Annotated in this window: 12 protein-coding genes; 5 read left to right on the top strand and 7 right to left on the bottom strand. The window is 41.5% G+C overall.

Features of this window, described 5'->3' with window-relative positions:
* Positions 1–43 precede the first annotated feature (43 nt).
* The 4 genes from YYK_RS07840 to YYK_RS07825 all read left to right on the top strand — a co-directional run bounded on the left by YYK_RS07840 (position 44) and on the right by YYK_RS07825 (position 6,765).
* Positions 44–619 (top strand): restriction endonuclease subunit S, encoded by a 576-nt coding sequence (locus YYK_RS07840; protein WP_012775681.1) that lies wholly within the window; start codon positions 44–46, stop codon positions 617–619.
* Positions 612–3,818 carry a type I restriction endonuclease subunit R gene (locus YYK_RS07835; protein ID WP_012027694.1) on the top strand — a complete coding sequence of 1,069 codons (3,207 nt, stop codon included), beginning with the start codon at positions 612–614 and terminating at the stop codon, positions 3,816–3,818. The genes YYK_RS07840 and YYK_RS07835 overlap by 8 nt, the downstream gene beginning before the upstream one ends.
* A 107-nt stretch (positions 3,819–3,925) precedes the next feature.
* Complete coding sequence (locus YYK_RS07830) at positions 3,926–5,131, top strand: restriction endonuclease subunit S (protein ID WP_012027693.1); 1,206 nt, start codon at positions 3,926–3,928, stop codon at positions 5,129–5,131.
* A gap of 44 nt (positions 5,132–5,175) precedes the next feature.
* The gene (locus YYK_RS07825) at positions 5,176–6,765 is read left to right on the top strand and encodes a type I restriction-modification system subunit M (protein ID WP_012775679.1); all 1,590 of its coding nucleotides are present in this window, start codon (positions 5,176–5,178) and stop codon (positions 6,763–6,765) included.
* Between the two features lie 50 nt (positions 6,766–6,815).
* Here the strand turns inward: YYK_RS07825 and serS are convergent, their stop codons facing one another.
* The 6 genes from serS to YYK_RS07795 all read right to left on the bottom strand — a co-directional run bounded on the left by serS (position 6,816) and on the right by YYK_RS07795 (position 12,535).
* Complete coding sequence (serS, locus tag YYK_RS07820; protein ID WP_012775316.1) at positions 6,816–8,090, bottom strand: serine--tRNA ligase; 1,275 nt, start codon at positions 8,088–8,090, stop codon at positions 6,816–6,818.
* A 217-nt stretch (positions 8,091–8,307) separates the two neighbouring features.
* The gene (locus tag YYK_RS07815; RefSeq protein WP_012027688.1) at positions 8,308–8,679 is read right to left on the bottom strand and encodes a DUF956 family protein; all 372 of its coding nucleotides are present in this window, start codon (positions 8,677–8,679) and stop codon (positions 8,308–8,310) included.
* Positions 8,680–8,738: 59 nt separating this feature from the next.
* A complete protein-coding gene (locus YYK_RS07810) occupies positions 8,739–9,650 on the bottom strand; it encodes a PTS system mannose/fructose/sorbose family transporter subunit IID (RefSeq protein WP_009910689.1) in 912 nt (303 codons plus the stop codon).
* A gap of 17 nt (positions 9,651–9,667) precedes the next feature.
* Entirely contained in the window at positions 9,668–10,477 is an 810-nt protein-coding gene (locus tag YYK_RS07805) for a PTS mannose/fructose/sorbose transporter subunit IIC (RefSeq protein WP_009910688.1), read from the bottom strand.
* 31 nt (positions 10,478–10,508) lie between these two features.
* A complete protein-coding gene (locus YYK_RS07800) occupies positions 10,509–11,501 on the bottom strand; it encodes a PTS sugar transporter subunit IIB (protein WP_012775315.1) in 993 nt (330 codons plus the stop codon).
* A 221-nt stretch (positions 11,502–11,722) separates the two neighbouring features.
* Positions 11,723–12,535 (bottom strand): Cof-type HAD-IIB family hydrolase, encoded by an 813-nt coding sequence (locus tag YYK_RS07795; protein WP_012775314.1) that lies wholly within the window; start codon positions 12,533–12,535, stop codon positions 11,723–11,725.
* Positions 12,536–12,879: 344 nt separating this feature from the next.
* Between YYK_RS07795 and YYK_RS07790 the strand changes: the two genes are divergently transcribed.
* Positions 12,880–14,340: an NCS2 family permease gene (locus YYK_RS07790; RefSeq protein WP_012775676.1), complete on the top strand. Its 1,461-nt coding sequence runs from the start codon at positions 12,880–12,882 to the stop codon at positions 14,338–14,340.
* Between the two features lie 348 nt (positions 14,341–14,688).
* Here YYK_RS07790 and metF read toward each other — a convergent pair whose 3' ends face one another.
* Entirely contained in the window at positions 14,689–15,549 is an 861-nt protein-coding gene (gene metF / locus YYK_RS07785; RefSeq protein WP_012027683.1) for a methylenetetrahydrofolate reductase [NAD(P)H], read from the bottom strand.
* Positions 15,550–15,551: the final 2 nt, after the last annotated feature.

Below are 15,551 nucleotides of genomic sequence, written 5' to 3'. Positions count from 1 at the left end.
ATCAAAAAATGTAATTATGAAAAATTTCAAAGAAAGGGAAATTATGAAACTAGAAGAATTGGCTCTCTTTATGGGAGGTAGTTTACAGGTTCGCTTGGATACTACTAGCTGGGAAGATGCTAGAGACTATATCCTCTACAATCAGCAACATCATCAATTGGATGGTTATGAGGTGATAGAAGAAGTGATAGATAGTCGGACCGTGACGACAGATAGAGAAGTGACCTTGCTCGAGGAGGGAGACTTACTCTTTAGTTTACTATCGGGGAAGGCTGTTTTAGTGAGAGCGGAGCACGCAGGCTTACTCTATACACAGAACTATATCAAAATTGAGCCCATTGCAAAGCTGGATAAGGCCTTCTTACTGTATCTGATCAATGAATCCTCGGCTATTAGACGGCAGTTTTACCAAAGCTTACAGGGGAGTGAGGTAATGAAATATACAGTCAAGCAACTGAAAAGTTTACAGCTAGGTGCCTTGCCTCCTTTAGATAGTCAGCAGAAACTAGGAAAGATTTATTTAGATGGATTAGCCTTACGGCAGAAGCGGCAAGCTTATGCGCAAGGAGATTTTTTACGACTAACATATTTGTTAAAGGAGGTTTACTCACATGAATGAATTAGCATTTGAAACAGAATTGATTCAGTATATTACGACAGGGACTATTACACAACCGGAGCACCTAGAAGGTTTAGAATGGTCTGTTAGTGATTCTTCGACCTTGTATGCAGTCAAATCTAAACTGTGGACTTATGAGCCGGGTATCAAGACAACGGAGCAATTATGGGAAAATTTTCGTAATATTCTCTGGCAACACAACCAACATCGATTGGACAAACCCTTGAGCGATACCGAGTTTGCTCAAGTCAAGCAGATTATTTCAGATCTGAAGACACCTTATGAGGCTGGCCAGTTTTTATATGGAATTAGCGGTGTTTCCGAATTGGAAATTACGCTTGATGATGGACGGCATACATTTTTGACAGTATTCGACCAACGTAAGATAGGCGGTGGGGACACTGTCTACCAAGTGGTGAACCAAATTCGTAGGACTCCTAAAATCCCTGGACGACGAGAATGTATATTCGATACAACCTTGTTGATTAATGGCTTACCTATTATTCAGATTGAAGAGAAAAAGGATACGGTAGATGTGGACAAGGCATTGAACCAAATGCACCAATATATCCAGGAACGGCAATATACGGATATTTTTTCTACCTTGCAGATTCTAGTCGCTATCGCCCCCAACAATGTTCGCTATATGGCCAATACCACTGCGGAAAAATTTAATAAGGACTTTGCTTTCCACTGGCAGCGTAAATCTGACGGTAGTAAGGTTCGGAATTGGAAAGACTTTGCGGATTCCATGCTCAGCATTCCTATGGCCCATCAGATGGCGACCAACTACATGATCTTAGACGGGACACCGCAGAAACAAATGCTGAAAGTCATGCGTCCCTATCAAGTTTACGCCACTCATGCGGTCATTGAGGGGATAAAAAAAGTCGATTTTGAACTAGGCTGTAACAAGGTTGGCTACATCTGGCATACGACAGGCTCAGGGAAGACGATCACTAGTTTTAAAACAGCTTGGCTGGCAAGTCGAATGCCCAAGGTAGACAAGGTTGTCTTTCTAGTGGATCGTATCGCATTGACCAATCAGACTAAGGATGATTATCTGGCTTATGATCCAGAAGCTGGGGAGAATAGTTTTGGCAGTATTCGAGAAACTCAAAATACCACAGCCTTGGCACGGCAGTTGACTAGTAAGGATAGTGGGATTATCGTTACTTCTGTGCAAAAATTGGATACACTGGTGAAGAGAAAATCCTTCAAATCACCAGATAAGCATATCGTGTTTATCGTTGACGAAGCTCATCGCTCAACTGGTGGAGATAGTTTTGCAGGGATTCAAAAGGCCTTTAAGAAAGCGGCTTGGATTGGCTATACAGGAACTCCCAACTTAGATGATACAGGTGCTAGTCTGCAGACGCAAGATATTTTTGGCCCTCTTCTTCATGCCTACACTATTAAAAATGCCATTAGTGACCGCAATGTACTAGGGTTTAAGGTAGATTTTGAGACAACCATCGATCAGGAAAAACTAAAAACAACTTACTTACCAGATTTTTATCGGCAAAAATACCCGAAGTGGACAAGTGCACAGATTGAAGAAAAAATTGCCAATCTAAGTCCAGATGATATGGATGATGCGGTGACTTCTAGCGTCTATGATGAAAATCCAGAGCATGTTCGATTGGTAGTCGAAGATGTCTTCAAACACTGGGCAAATCGCTCTGGCAGTGGTCGTTACAATGCCTTGTTCACCACCCACGTAGGTGGAGGCAGGGCCTCCACACCCATGGCTATGATGTATTTCCGAGAGTTTCAACGAATCAATCAACTACATCGAGAGCAAGGAGGTCTGGTCTTGAAGGTGGGATTGACCTTTGCCTTGAATACTCAAAATAATGATAGCATGGTCGAGTCAAATACTGGTTTGCTTGAAGCTATTACGATCTATAACACAGAATTTGGGACGTCCTTTGGCTTGTCAGATGTTGCTGCGTATACAGAGGACCTGATTAGTCGCCTCAATAGAACAGCTCAGGACAAGAACTACTTAGATTTGGTGATTGTCGTGGATCAGTTATTGACAGGTTTCAATGCTCCTGAGCTCAATACTCTTTATGTTGACCGAACCCTTAAAGGAGCCAGTCTTATTCAGGCCTATTCTCGTACCAATCGTGTGGAGGATATGGATAAAAAACCTTTTGGACGGGTGGTCAATTACCGCTGGCCAGCTCATAATGAGAAATTGATGAATCAGGCCTTGGCCATCTATGCAGATGATAGTGCTGCTAATTTATCAGATGCGGAACAAAAAAATAACAATGAAAAAAATGGACTGGTGGCTAAGCCTTTCAAGGAAGTATTTGCTGAAGTCAAACAAACGGTCGACCAATTGAGAGAGTTGACGGGTGATTTCAATGATATTCCGAAGTCTGAGAAAAAGCGTGAGGCTATGTTAGAATTGCTCCGTGCTTACAATCAAGGACTGTCTAAGCTCAAACAGTATCAGCCAGAGGAGGTTGATGGGGTGATTGAAGGATTTGATTACAATCAGCCGGACCGCTTTATTGAAAGTTTGGGAATGTCTGTAGAGGAAGAAAAACTTTTGACGACGGTCTTAGCCAACGAATTGAAACGAACCTTGGCGAAAGAGCAAAAAGTTAGCATTCACCAAATTGAACTCAAGATGACTCACATCAAGGAAGTGACAATTGACTACGATAAATTGACCGAACTGGTTGAGCTCTTGCTGAATCAGGTTCACGAAGAGAAGATGGTAGAAGCCGCAGCTACCAGGGATGAATTGGATAGATTTGCAAGCGGTTTGGAAGACCTCAACTATGCTGATCAGATCCGTCAAACAGGGGATGCAATCTATCGAGGTGATTTTCCGACACAAGATATGAACTTTGCTTATCCAGTCAAGGGGATTGATAGTCAGAAGATTATCCAAGAAGCTTCGCATGTTTACATTGACAAGAAGCTCTTTGCTTTCCGAATCCAATGGGGCTTGACGGAACATATCCGCAACCAAGAACTACGAGAGTTGTTGACGAGACATCGATATGGTCAGAATGACTTGGATGATACCGGACACTTACGTACCTTGATAAAAGAAGCTAGTCGCGATTACCAGACCTGGGCAGAAGGTGATGCTGTTAAAGGCTTGAGCAAGATTCAGTACCGCAATCAGTTGAGACAAGCACTATATGATTTGGCCGACGACTTGGTTGGTCAATAGGTTGCGATTTTGTTGGATGATAGCGTATAATAGAATGGAAATCGTCCGAAAAATTGCAAAAATAACTTTCAGAAATAGAACAAAAAGAGAGTAGAAAAGGAGGGACTATGACAAAAGAAAAATCAACCGTACCACGATTGCGCTTCCCCGGATTCACGGACGCTTGGAAACAGCGTAAGTTGGGGGAGGTGGCGGACTTTTCCATAAAAACAAACTCACTTTCTAGAGATAAGTTATCATCGTATTTTTATGAAGTTCAGAACATTCATTATGGGGATATTTTAACAAAATATGATGCTATTTTAGATGTATGTAACAAAGAACTTCCATCAATTATTGGAAGTACGATTTCAGACTTTGCAGATGCTTTACTTAGTGAAGGAGATATTGTTTTCGCGGATGCGGCAGAAGACTCGACTGTTGGGAAAGCTATTGAAGTTCGAAATTTTAAGGGTAAGAATGTTGTTTCTGGTTTACATACGATAGTTGCTAGGCCGAAAGTTTCTTATGCCCCCTACTATTTAGGTTATCTAATTAATTCAACTGCATACCATAATCAAATTTTACCTTTAATGCAGGGGACAAAAGTGAGCTCAATTAGTAAGGCTAATTTAAAATCCACGACAGTAGTGTTCCCCACCCTCCCTGAACAAGAAGCCATCGGCAGCTTCTTCTCCGACCTAGATCAGCTTATTACTCTTCATCAGCGAAAATTAGATGATGTTAAAGAATTGAAGAAGGCTTTGTTACAGAAAATGTTTCCGAAAGGGAATGGAAACGATTTTCCTGAGCTAAGATTCCCAGAATTTACGGACGCTTGGAAACAGCGTAAGTTGGGGGAGTTTATGAAAGAAAGTAAAATTTTAGGTAGTAAAGGAGATATAGCAAGGAAGTTAACTGTAAGATTATGGGGGAGAGGAGTTGTTTCCAAGAAAGAAATTTATAGTGGTAGTTCAGCTACACAGTATTATATAAGAAAATCAGGCCAGTTTATATATGGGAAATTAGACTTTTTAAATCAAGCTTTTGGAATTATTCCACCAGAACTTGATGGTTATGAATCAACTCTTGATTCGCCTGCTTTTGATTTATTGAAAGGGATAAACGGGCAATTTCTGTTAGAATTTGTATCTCGCAAAGAATTTTATTATTATCAAGGAAATATTGCAAATGGCTCTAGAAAAGCTAAAAGAATCCACACAGAAACTTTTCTTGGCATGCCTATCTCCCTCCCCACCCTCCCTGAACAAGAAGCCATCGGTAGCTTCTTTTCCGACCTAGATCAGCTTATTACTCTTCATCAGCGAAAATGAGATTTCGAGTAAAAAATGAAACAACATGAAAGGATTACAAAAACATGTCAAAAACTATTCAGGCCATTACTAATCAGATTTGGTCCATGGCCAATGAATTGCGAGGAAATATGGATGCTTCGGAATATAAGAACTATATCCTAGCCTTCATGTTCTATCGCTATCTATCTGAGCATCAAGAGCGTTTCTTGGTGGAAGATGAAATTATCAGTCCTGCTCCAGGAGAAACTGTTCAGGATGCCTATGCGCGAGAAGCAGTTGGGAATGACTTGGTAGAGCATTTGGAAAATACAGCTTCTCACCTTGGGTATGCCATCGAGCCTGAAGATACCTGGGCAAGACTGGTAGCCAAAATTGATAACAGTGAGATTGTAGCGAGTGACTACCAGACGATTTTCGATCATTTTAACGCCAATGTAGAACTCAATCGGGATGCTATGGAAGATTTCAGAGGCGTCTTTAATGACATCAATCTAGGGGACTCTCGTTTGGGCAATTCAACGGTTGCGCGTGCAAAATCCTTGAACAGTATTGTGAAGTTGATTGATAGCATTGAGTATAAAAATGACGAAGGAAAGGATATTCTGGGAGAAATCTATGAGTATCTTATTGGACAGTTTGCCGCTTCGGCAGGTAAAAAAGGTGGAGAATTTTATACCCCGCATCAAGTGAGTAAGATTTTAGCCAAGATTGTTACTTTAGGTTTGGAAAAATCAGATACTAGCTTCTCTGTTTACGATCCAACCATGGGTTCAGGGTCTTTGCTACTAACAGTGCGTAATGAACTACCTCAGGGCCAGCATATCAAATTCTATGGCCAAGAAATGAACACAACTACTTATAACTTGGCGCGGATGAACCTGATGATGCATCAGGTCGGCTACAGCAATATGATTTTGAATAATGCTGATACCTTAGAAAGTGACTGGCCGGACGGGGTGGATGAACTTGGAATCGATCAGCCACGTAGTTTTGATGCGGTTGTTGCAAACCCACCCTACTCTGCTAAATGGGACAATCGTGAGTCCAAATTGAAGGATCCACGGTTTATGGAATACGGTAAGTTAGCACCAGCTTCTAAAGCGGACTTTGCCTTTATCTTACACAGTCTTTATCATCTGAATAATACAGGGACCATGGCCATTGTTTTACCACACGGAGTGCTCTTTAGGGGAGCAGCAGAAGGTCATATTCGCAAACTGATTATTGAGAAAAATTACCTGGATGCAGTTATTGGCTTGCCAGCTAACCTGTTTTATGGCACAGGCATTCCAACCACTATTCTAGTCTTCAAAAAAAATCGTCAGACCAAGGATGTCTTCTTTATCGATGCGAGCAAGGAGTTTGAGAAAGGGAAGAATCAGAATCACCTTTCCGATGACATGGTAGAAAAAATTGTAGAGACCTATCACAATCGTCAGTCTGTTGACAAATATGCTCATTTGGCATCAATAGAAGAAATTGTAGAAAACGACTACAATCTAAATATTCCTCGTTACGTCGATACTTTTGAGGAAGAGGAAGAGATTGATCTCGGGCAAGTAACGCAGCAACTAGAACAAGATAGACTAGAGATTCGGGCTCTAGAAGATAAGATTCGTCAACAATTAAAGACTTTGGGAGTAGATTTTTAGATAAATGAAAAGAGCGAGTAGGATTTTTCCTCGCTCTTTCTTTGTATGGCTTAAGGTTTAATCACTTCTACCCCACCCATGTATGGACGGAGAACTTCTGGAATGGTGACAGAACCGTCTTCATTTTGATAGTTTTCAAGGATGGCAGCCACTGTACGACCAACCGCTAGACCAGAACCGTTGAGGGTGTGGAGCAATTTGACTTTACCGTCAGCAGCATCGCGGTAGCGGATTTGGGCGCGACGAGCTTGGAAATCTTCTGTGTTGGAACAGCTTGAAATTTCACGGTAGGCATTTTGGGCAGGAATCCAGACTTCCAAGTCATAGGTCTTAGCAGCTGAGAAGCCCATATCGCCTGTACAGAGGGCCAAAACGCGGTAAGGCAAGCCTAGTTTTTGGAGAATATTCTCTGCGTTTGCTGTCATTTTTTCCAATTCATCATAAGACTGTTCTGGTGTGGCAAATTTGACCATTTCAACCTTGTGGAATTGGTGAAGGCGGATAAGACCACGGGTGTCACGACCGGCAGAACCAGCTTCAGAACGGAAAGATGGGCTCATGGCTGTGAAGTAGATTGGCAGGTCTTTTTCTTCCAGAATCTCGTTGCGGTAGTAGTTGGTCAACGGCACTTCCGCAGTTGGGATGAGGACGAAGTTAGTGTCTGCCAACTCAAAAGTATCTTCCTTGAACTTAGGATATTGACCAGTACCAAACATAGAGTCGTGGTTGACCATGTAAGGCGTGATGATTTCTTGGTAGCCTTCTGCGATATGCTCGTCCAACATGAAGTTGTAGAGGGCACGTTCTAAGCGAGCACCCAAGTTCTTGTAGAAGAGGAAGCGTGCACCAGTTACTTTTGCGCCACGTTCCCAGTCCAGAATATCTAGGTCTTCGCCCAAATCCCAGTGAGCTTTTGGCTCGAAAGTGAATTCACGAGGTGTTCCCCAACGGCGAACCTCTACGTTTTCTTCTTCATCCGCACCAACTGGAACAGAATCGTGCGGCGTATTTGGAAGAACGGTGATGATGGCGTTTAATTCTTCATCGATTTCCAAAAGCTGAGCGTCTAAGTTTTTCACATCCGCAGACAGTTTCTGCATGGCAGCAATCTTGTCGTCAGCGTTTTCCTTATTGCGTTTTGCTTGGGCAATCTCCGCAGAAACGGTGTTGCGCTCTGCTTTTAATTCTTCTACAGTAACCAAGATTTCACGGCGTTTTGCATCCAATTCCTTGATGTTTGCCAAGGTTTCAGCAGCCACACCACGAGTAGCTAATTTGGCAGCCACTCCGTCAAAATCAGTACGAATACGTTTGATATCTAGCATAGATGTCTCCTTTAGAATAAAAAAGCACAGAATGAGAGATGCTGGAGCGATATTTACCGCGGTTCCATCCAGCTTCACATTCTGTGCACTTGATTGTATTTTGATAATTTCATAACGGTAGAATTTCACAACTTTTTCCTATCTGCTCACAGCGACCGCAGACTTTCTGGAAGGAGCCAGATGCTACTTATCCGTTTCTACTATTATACTTGAATTTTTATTTTTTGGCAAATAGATTCGAAATTTTTCTGCCGATTGTTTGCATAAGAGTCGGTAATTTCACAACTTTTTCATTGCCGATATGCTCACGGGCAATTTTAAGAATCTTACCAGAATCTTTAGATGCAAACAAGAATCGACTTTTCTCTGTATAAATTTCAAAATGACGGCTGATTGCTTTGCCAGAAACGTTTGCGCCAATGCTAGTCATTTCTGACCAAGGAATCTGGATATAGCGTTCAACGTTGCTATCTGGGTAGAATTCAAGTGCCTTGTCACCAATTAGAAATTTACCAACCTTGCCACCAAAGCCCATGTAGGAAACCCCTGTGGTTTGTAGTTCAACGCTTGTATTTTGTGATTGTGCCATAGTGCTCTCTCCCTAGATATTCATTATATCATAAAACCCCGCAAGAGCGGGGTCCTTGATTACATAATTCCGAAGAAACGAGCAAGAATACCTACGATGAAGAGACCGATAATCATTGTGATTGGTGTTACTTTCTTCTTAAGCAAGTGCATGCAGAGGAAAGTAAGGAGAAGTCCCATCAAACCAGGAATCAAGCTGTCCAACTGACCTTGTAATGTTTGAGCTTGAGTTGGTTCAAGGCTAAGTCCGCTAAGAGCTTGACCAAGAATACCTTTCAACTCAGCACCAGTAACAGTACCTTCTGGGAAGACGATGTAAGCACCTTCTGACAATTGTTTAGCAGGAAGATCTACAGCGAAAGTAATAGATACCCAACGTTGAACAAGAACGGCAAGGATGAACATACCAAGGATTGAAGCACCTTTAGTGATGTCTTGAAGGATACCACCAGACATGTCTTTAGTGATTTCGCTACCAGCTTTGTAACCAAATTCTTGTGTATACCATAGGAAGGCCATACGAATGATGTTCCAGCCAAGGAAGAAGATGATTGGTCCCATGATATTTCCAGATAGTGCAAGTGAAGCACCAAGAGCACCAAGGATTGGACGAACAGTAAACCAGAAGACTGGGTCACCGATACCAGCAAGAGGTCCCATCATACCGATTTTCACACCTTGGATAGCTGTGTCATCGATTTCAGCACCATTAGCACGCTCTTCTTCAAGGGCAAGAGTTACACCAAGGATTGGTGAAGCAACGTATGGGTGTGTGTTGAAGAATTCCAAGTGGCGCTCAAGAGCAGCAGCTTGATCTTCTTTTTTAGTGTAAAGTTTTTTGATAGCTGGGATCATTGCATAAGCCCAACCTAAGTTTTGCATACGCTCATAGTTCCATGAACCTTGAAGGAAGGTTGAACGCCACCAAACTTTTTTACGATCGCTTACGGAAAGTTGAATTTTTTCTGACATGATGAATCTCCCTTCTCTTAGTAGTCTTCAAGGATGTCGCCGATTGGGTCGTTAGATGAAGCACCACCGTTACCTGATCCGCCTTGTTTTGACAAGTTGAGGTAGATAAGAGCGATTGCAACACCGATAACACCAAGTGCGATAAGTGTCAATTTGCTGATAGCAGCAAATGCAAAACCAAGTGCGAAGAATGGCCATACTTCACGAGTTGCCATCATGTTGATAACCATAGCATAACCTACGGCAACAACCATACCACCACCAACGGCCATACCACCTGACAACCAAGCTGGCATAGATTCAAGAACTGCTTGAACAGCTTCTGCAGGAATTGCAAGAAGAAGAGCCGCAGGAACTGCGATACGCAAACCTTGAAGGAGAAGAGCAAACAAGTGGTAACGTTCTACAGCAGCGAAGTTTGCATCTTTAGCAGCATTGTCAGCACCGTGTACAAGACCGACTGAGATAGTACGAACGATCATTGTAAGGAAAAGACCAGCTACGGCAAGAGGGATAGCAGTTGTTGTTGCAACGGCAATACCTTCAGTTGAGAAGTCGCCACCTTTGATCATGATGATTGCAGCAGCTACAGAAGCAAGAGCAGCGTCAGGTGCAACAGCTGCACCAATGTTTGCCCAACCAAGTGCAATCATTTGTAGAGAACCACCAAGCATAACACCTGCAGCCAAGTTACCAGTCACAAGACCGATAAGGGTACAAGCTACCAATGGTTGATGGAATTGGAATTCGTCAAGGATACCTTCAAGACCAGCGAAGAAGGCAACGATGACAACGAGAATTGCAGAAATAAGTGTAATATCTGACATGTTGTAATCCTTTCTATACTAACAGATCGATTTATTGAACGTTTGCCTTGTTGATAAGTTCAAACAAGTCTTTCTTCGAATCGTTTGGTACTTTACGCACATCAAATTCAACGCCAAGGTCACGCAATTTTTCAAAGGTTGCAACGTCATCTTTGTCCATTGACAATACGTTGTTAACCATTGTTTTACCAGTTGAGTGAGCCATAGAACCAACGTTCAATTCTTTGATTTCAACACCACCTTCAATTGCTTCAAGAGCTTCTTGAGGAGTTTCGAAAAGAATCAAGGCGTGTGTGTTACCGAATCGAGGGTCTTTAGAAACCTCAATCAATTTCTTGATTGGGACAACGTTCGCTTTTACGTTACCAGGTGCAGCTTGTTTGATGAGTTGTTTGCGCAATTCATCTTTGGCAACTGTATCTGATGCAACGATGATACGATCTGCTTTGGAAGCAGGAGTCCAACCAGTCGCCACTTGACCGTGCAAGAGACGAGTGTCGATACGGGCTAAGTTGATTTTCAACTTGCCATCACCGATAACAGTACCTGGAGGGATAGCACCTTGTAGTGCAACAGGAGCAGCATCGGCAACAGGAGCAGCTTCAGCTGGTTGAAGTTCTTCTGGAAGAACTTTGATACCATCTTTGGCTTCCTTGATAATGTTTGCCGCAACTTCTTCCACGCCAGCAGCAGCGTTAATCATACGCTCTGTGTAAGCTTGGATAAGCATTGGCAAGTTTAGACCGGTGATGATAGCAAACTTACGATCTGGATTTTCACCAGCTACACGGCTTGCTTGGTTGAATGGTGAACCACTCCAAAGGTCAGCCAAAACCAAAACTTCATCATCGGCATCGAATGCGTCCACGGCAGCATTTAGCTTAGCGTATAAATCATCTGGACCTTCACTTGGCATAAAAGTAACAACTTGTACTTTTTCTTGTTCGCCAAAGATCATTGAACCTGACTGATGAATACCAGCAGCAAATTCGCCATGACTTGCAATAATGATTCCAATACTCATTATTGATCCTCCTAAATTTTTCTTGTTCATGTAAAAACCATTGAATGGGCTTTCATGTTCGAACTATACCATTATAAAACGTTTTCAGTACATTTGTCAAGTAGGTTTGTGTTAAAAGTGCAAAATATTTCCGAAACTTTTGATAATCGTGTTTCAGAAAAGTGATAAAAATATGCAACGAATATGACAAAAACCTGATAGTTTATCAGGTTTTTTGATGTCTATAAAAATAGGTTTTCTAGTTCACGTGCGACACCATCTTCAAAATTAGCAAATGCTGTCAATCTGTCGGCATGCGGACGAAGTGTATCGCTACAATTTTTCATGGCATAGGCTGTTCCTGCTAGGTCTAGCATCTCAACATCGTTGTGCTCATCGCCGAAGGCAATTAAGTCGCTAGGAGAGGCTTGGTAGAGGTTAAGAACATAGCTCAGAGCGGTTGCCTTATTGACGCCTTTTGCACAAGTTTCGAGGATATTTAATGGTCCGCCCCACGTATTGATTTCTAATTCATCTTTGAAATAGGCATTCATTTCTTTTGCAAGTTCATACTTATCAGTTGCACGAGTCTGCATAAGGATGGAATGAGGATCACTAGTGATTAATTCAGGTTTGATGAGTGTATCAGGAGTAATCTGTTCAACTCCCATCAGAGCAGGATCAATCTTGTCTAAGTTCTTTTGAGTGATGTAGAATTTATTCTTGTATTCACCAGCAATAAAATCTGCCTCGAATGTTTCTTCTTCTTTTAGAAATTCGAGTAGGTATTTTTTGTCGATTAAAATATTTTGTTCCCATTGCCATTTCTTTCCAGGGATGTGAACTAAAGAACCGTTGAAATTAATCATGGGAGTATCCAGTTCTAGTTGTTGGTAAAATTTTTCAGCCATTCGATAGGGGCGACCTGTGGCGATAAGAACGGTGTGTCCTGCTTGGCGGACCTTCTTTATAGTTGAGATGGTATAATCAGATAATTGGCTATCATTATTGAGCAATGTGCCGTCCAAATCGATAGCTATGATTTTTTTCTTCATATTTAATAGCATTCCTTTCTAGAGTTGTTATACTAGTTTTTAATAGTGAATAATGTTTAGGTAGTAGTTAGAGTGCTGAGAAATTGTTTTATGCGTCAAAGAATAGTACTTGTAGGTAGCCACATCTTGAACTAATAACTTCCAGTATAACAAAAGGAGATAATAAAAGCAAAGAAGCAAGTAATTTTGTATAGATTTTTGCAAGATTGCAACGTTCGGAATTTACGAATGTTTAAAGTTGAAAATTAATAAAATAACGTTTTCAAGATTAAAAAACTTGAAATTATAATGTTTTTTGATTATAATGTTTTTATTGTTCGTAAATTAAAAGGAGAGATGAAAAAATGGATCAATTTTTTAAATTGAAAGAACATGGAACGACTGTTTCTACGGAAATTATGGCAGGACTTACGACTTTCTTTGCCATGTCCTATATTTTGTTCGTTAACCCGAGCGTATTGAGTGTGGCAGGTATGCCAACACAGGCTGTTTTCTTGGCTACAATAATTGCCAGTGCTGTATCAACGCTTGTTATGGGATTATTTGCTAACGTACCTTACGCCTTGGCACCAGGTATGGGGTTGAATGCCTTCTTTACCTATACAGTGGTTATTGGTCTTGGTTTTACTTGGCAAGAAGCTTTGGCAATGGTTTTCCTCTGCGGTTTGTTTAACGTTTTTATCACAGTTACAAAGGTTCGTAAGAGTATTATCAAGGCGATTCCAGTTAGTTTACAACATGCCATCGGTGGTGGTATCGGTGTATTCGTTGCCTATCTTGGTTTTAAAAACTCTAATTTAATCACCTTCTTGACATCTGGTTCAGATATTATTACTGTAAATGGTGTTGCTCCGGCAGATGCAACAGCAGAAACATTCTCAAACGGTGTTTTCTCAGTTTTTGCTGGTGGTGGTGTCGTACCTGGTATTTCAACCTTTACTGATCCAAGTGTTCTCTTGACAGTGTTCGGTCTTCTTTTGACAGCTGTTTTGGTTATTAAGAACGTGCGTGGTGCAATTTTGATTGGTATTATTGCAACGACTGTAGCTGGAATTCCAGCAGGTGTTGTGGATCTGTCTACAATCGATTTTGCAAATAACAATACCGGTACAGCCTTTGCGGAGCTTGGTACAACTTTCCTAGCGGCTTTTGATGGTCTATCTTCGCTCTTTGCTGACTCAAGCCGTCTACCACTTGTTTTGATGACTATCTTTGCATTCAGCTTGTCAGATACCTTTGATACACTTGGTACCTTTATCGGTACAGGTCGTAAGACTGGTATTTTCTCAGAAGAAGATGAAAAAGCTCTCGAAAATGGTACAGGCTTTAACTCTAAGATGGACAAGGCGCTCTTTGCAGATGCGATTGGTACCTCTATCGGTGCACTATTTGGTACGTCAAATACAACGACATATGTTGAATCGGCTGCAGGTATCTCTGCAGGTGGTCGTACTGGTCTGACAGCTGTTACAACTGCCGTTCTCTTCTTGCTATCAATTTTGATTTTACCATTCATTGGAATTGTGCCAAATGCTGCAACAGCTCCAGCCTTGATTATCGTCGGTGTCATGATGGTTTCATCCTTCCTTGATGTTGATTGGAGCCACTTTGAAGATGCGCTTCCAGCCTTCTTTGCCGCCTTCTTCATGGCGCTTTGCTTCTCTATCTCTTACGGTATTGCAGCCGCCTTTATCTTCTATTGCTTGGTAAAAGTTTCGACAGGTAAGGCTAAAGAAATTCATCCAATCCTTTGGGGTGCCACAGCTCTATTTATTCTGAATTTCATCATTCTAGCCATCTTGTAATCTGTTTATTATCCTTGAACTGATCTTCATTTGAAGGTCAGTTTTTTTATTTACGATTAAAATATATGGGAATCAATGTGATTTATTCAGCATAATGCTGTATTGAAGATTGTAAATTGAAAACGGATGGAGTTTATTTTTCCATTTCGTCGCTTCTCTGTCTCCTCTTAGTGCCATTTTTACTCCTTGTGACTGTATTTTAAATGGCTGTTCGTTATTGTAAGCAAGATGTCTCATACCTAGACATCCGCTGGATTAATGTCATGATGGGGTGAAAAATTTATCATGTAGTCTTTGGGAGTCACAGGGCATAGAATAACCCCTGAGCTTGGGCTCAGGGGGAGTTTTCTAACTATAATGTTTGAATAGCGAATGAGTTGCCTGATGGATGGTGCGTGCTGTTTCAGCGTTGTTCATAGTGTAGAGATGGATACCAGCCACATCATTGGTCACTAAGTCAACAATTTGATCTACAGCATAGGCCAGACCTGCTGCCCGAAGAGATTCAGGATTGTGCTCGTATTTTTCCAAGATGGCCTTGAATTTACGAGGGAGGCGGATATTCTCACAGGTTTTCAAGAGTCGAAGTGCCTGATTCTTGTTGATAATAGGCATAATACCTGCGATAATAGGCACTTCGATGTCTGCTAGAGAACATTTCTCCTGAAAGTTATAAAATGCTTCGTTATCGAAGAAGAGTTGAGTTACCAAGGTTGAGCAACCGGCATCAACTTTCTTTTTCAAATTTTTGATGTCTGAGACAGAATTTGGTGATTCTGGATGTACTTCTGGATAACAGGCTCCAATAATGTCAAAATGTGGGGCTTCTTCCTTGATAAAGGAAATCAAGTCAGTTGCATACTGAAAGTCCTCTTTAGGGGGAAGACCTTCAATAATATCGCCACGAAGTGCTAAAATCTGATGTACACCAATTTCATCGAGAGAATGAAGAACGGATCGGACCTTTTCTTTTGTCAAGTAAGCAGCTGGCAAATGTGCGATAGTTGGAATATGCAATTCATTGCGAACATGGTTAGCCAACTTGACAGTAGTCTCTTCTACGTTCAAATTGTTATTGCTGCATGTAACACTGATAAAATGAGGGGCCAAACCTTGCATCTCATCGAGAGTTTGGATAATCTTTTCATTGCCTACTGCTGGTTTTGGAGGAAAAATTTCAAATGAGAGACTTGGGGTTTGACCAATCATAA

Source organism: Streptococcus suis S735, assembly GCF_000294495.1.
GTDB lineage: Bacteria > Bacillota > Bacilli > Lactobacillales > Streptococcaceae > Streptococcus > Streptococcus suis.
The sequence above is the reverse complement of the archived record's forward strand: the minus strand, read 5'-3'. Positions and strand labels throughout refer to the sequence as shown.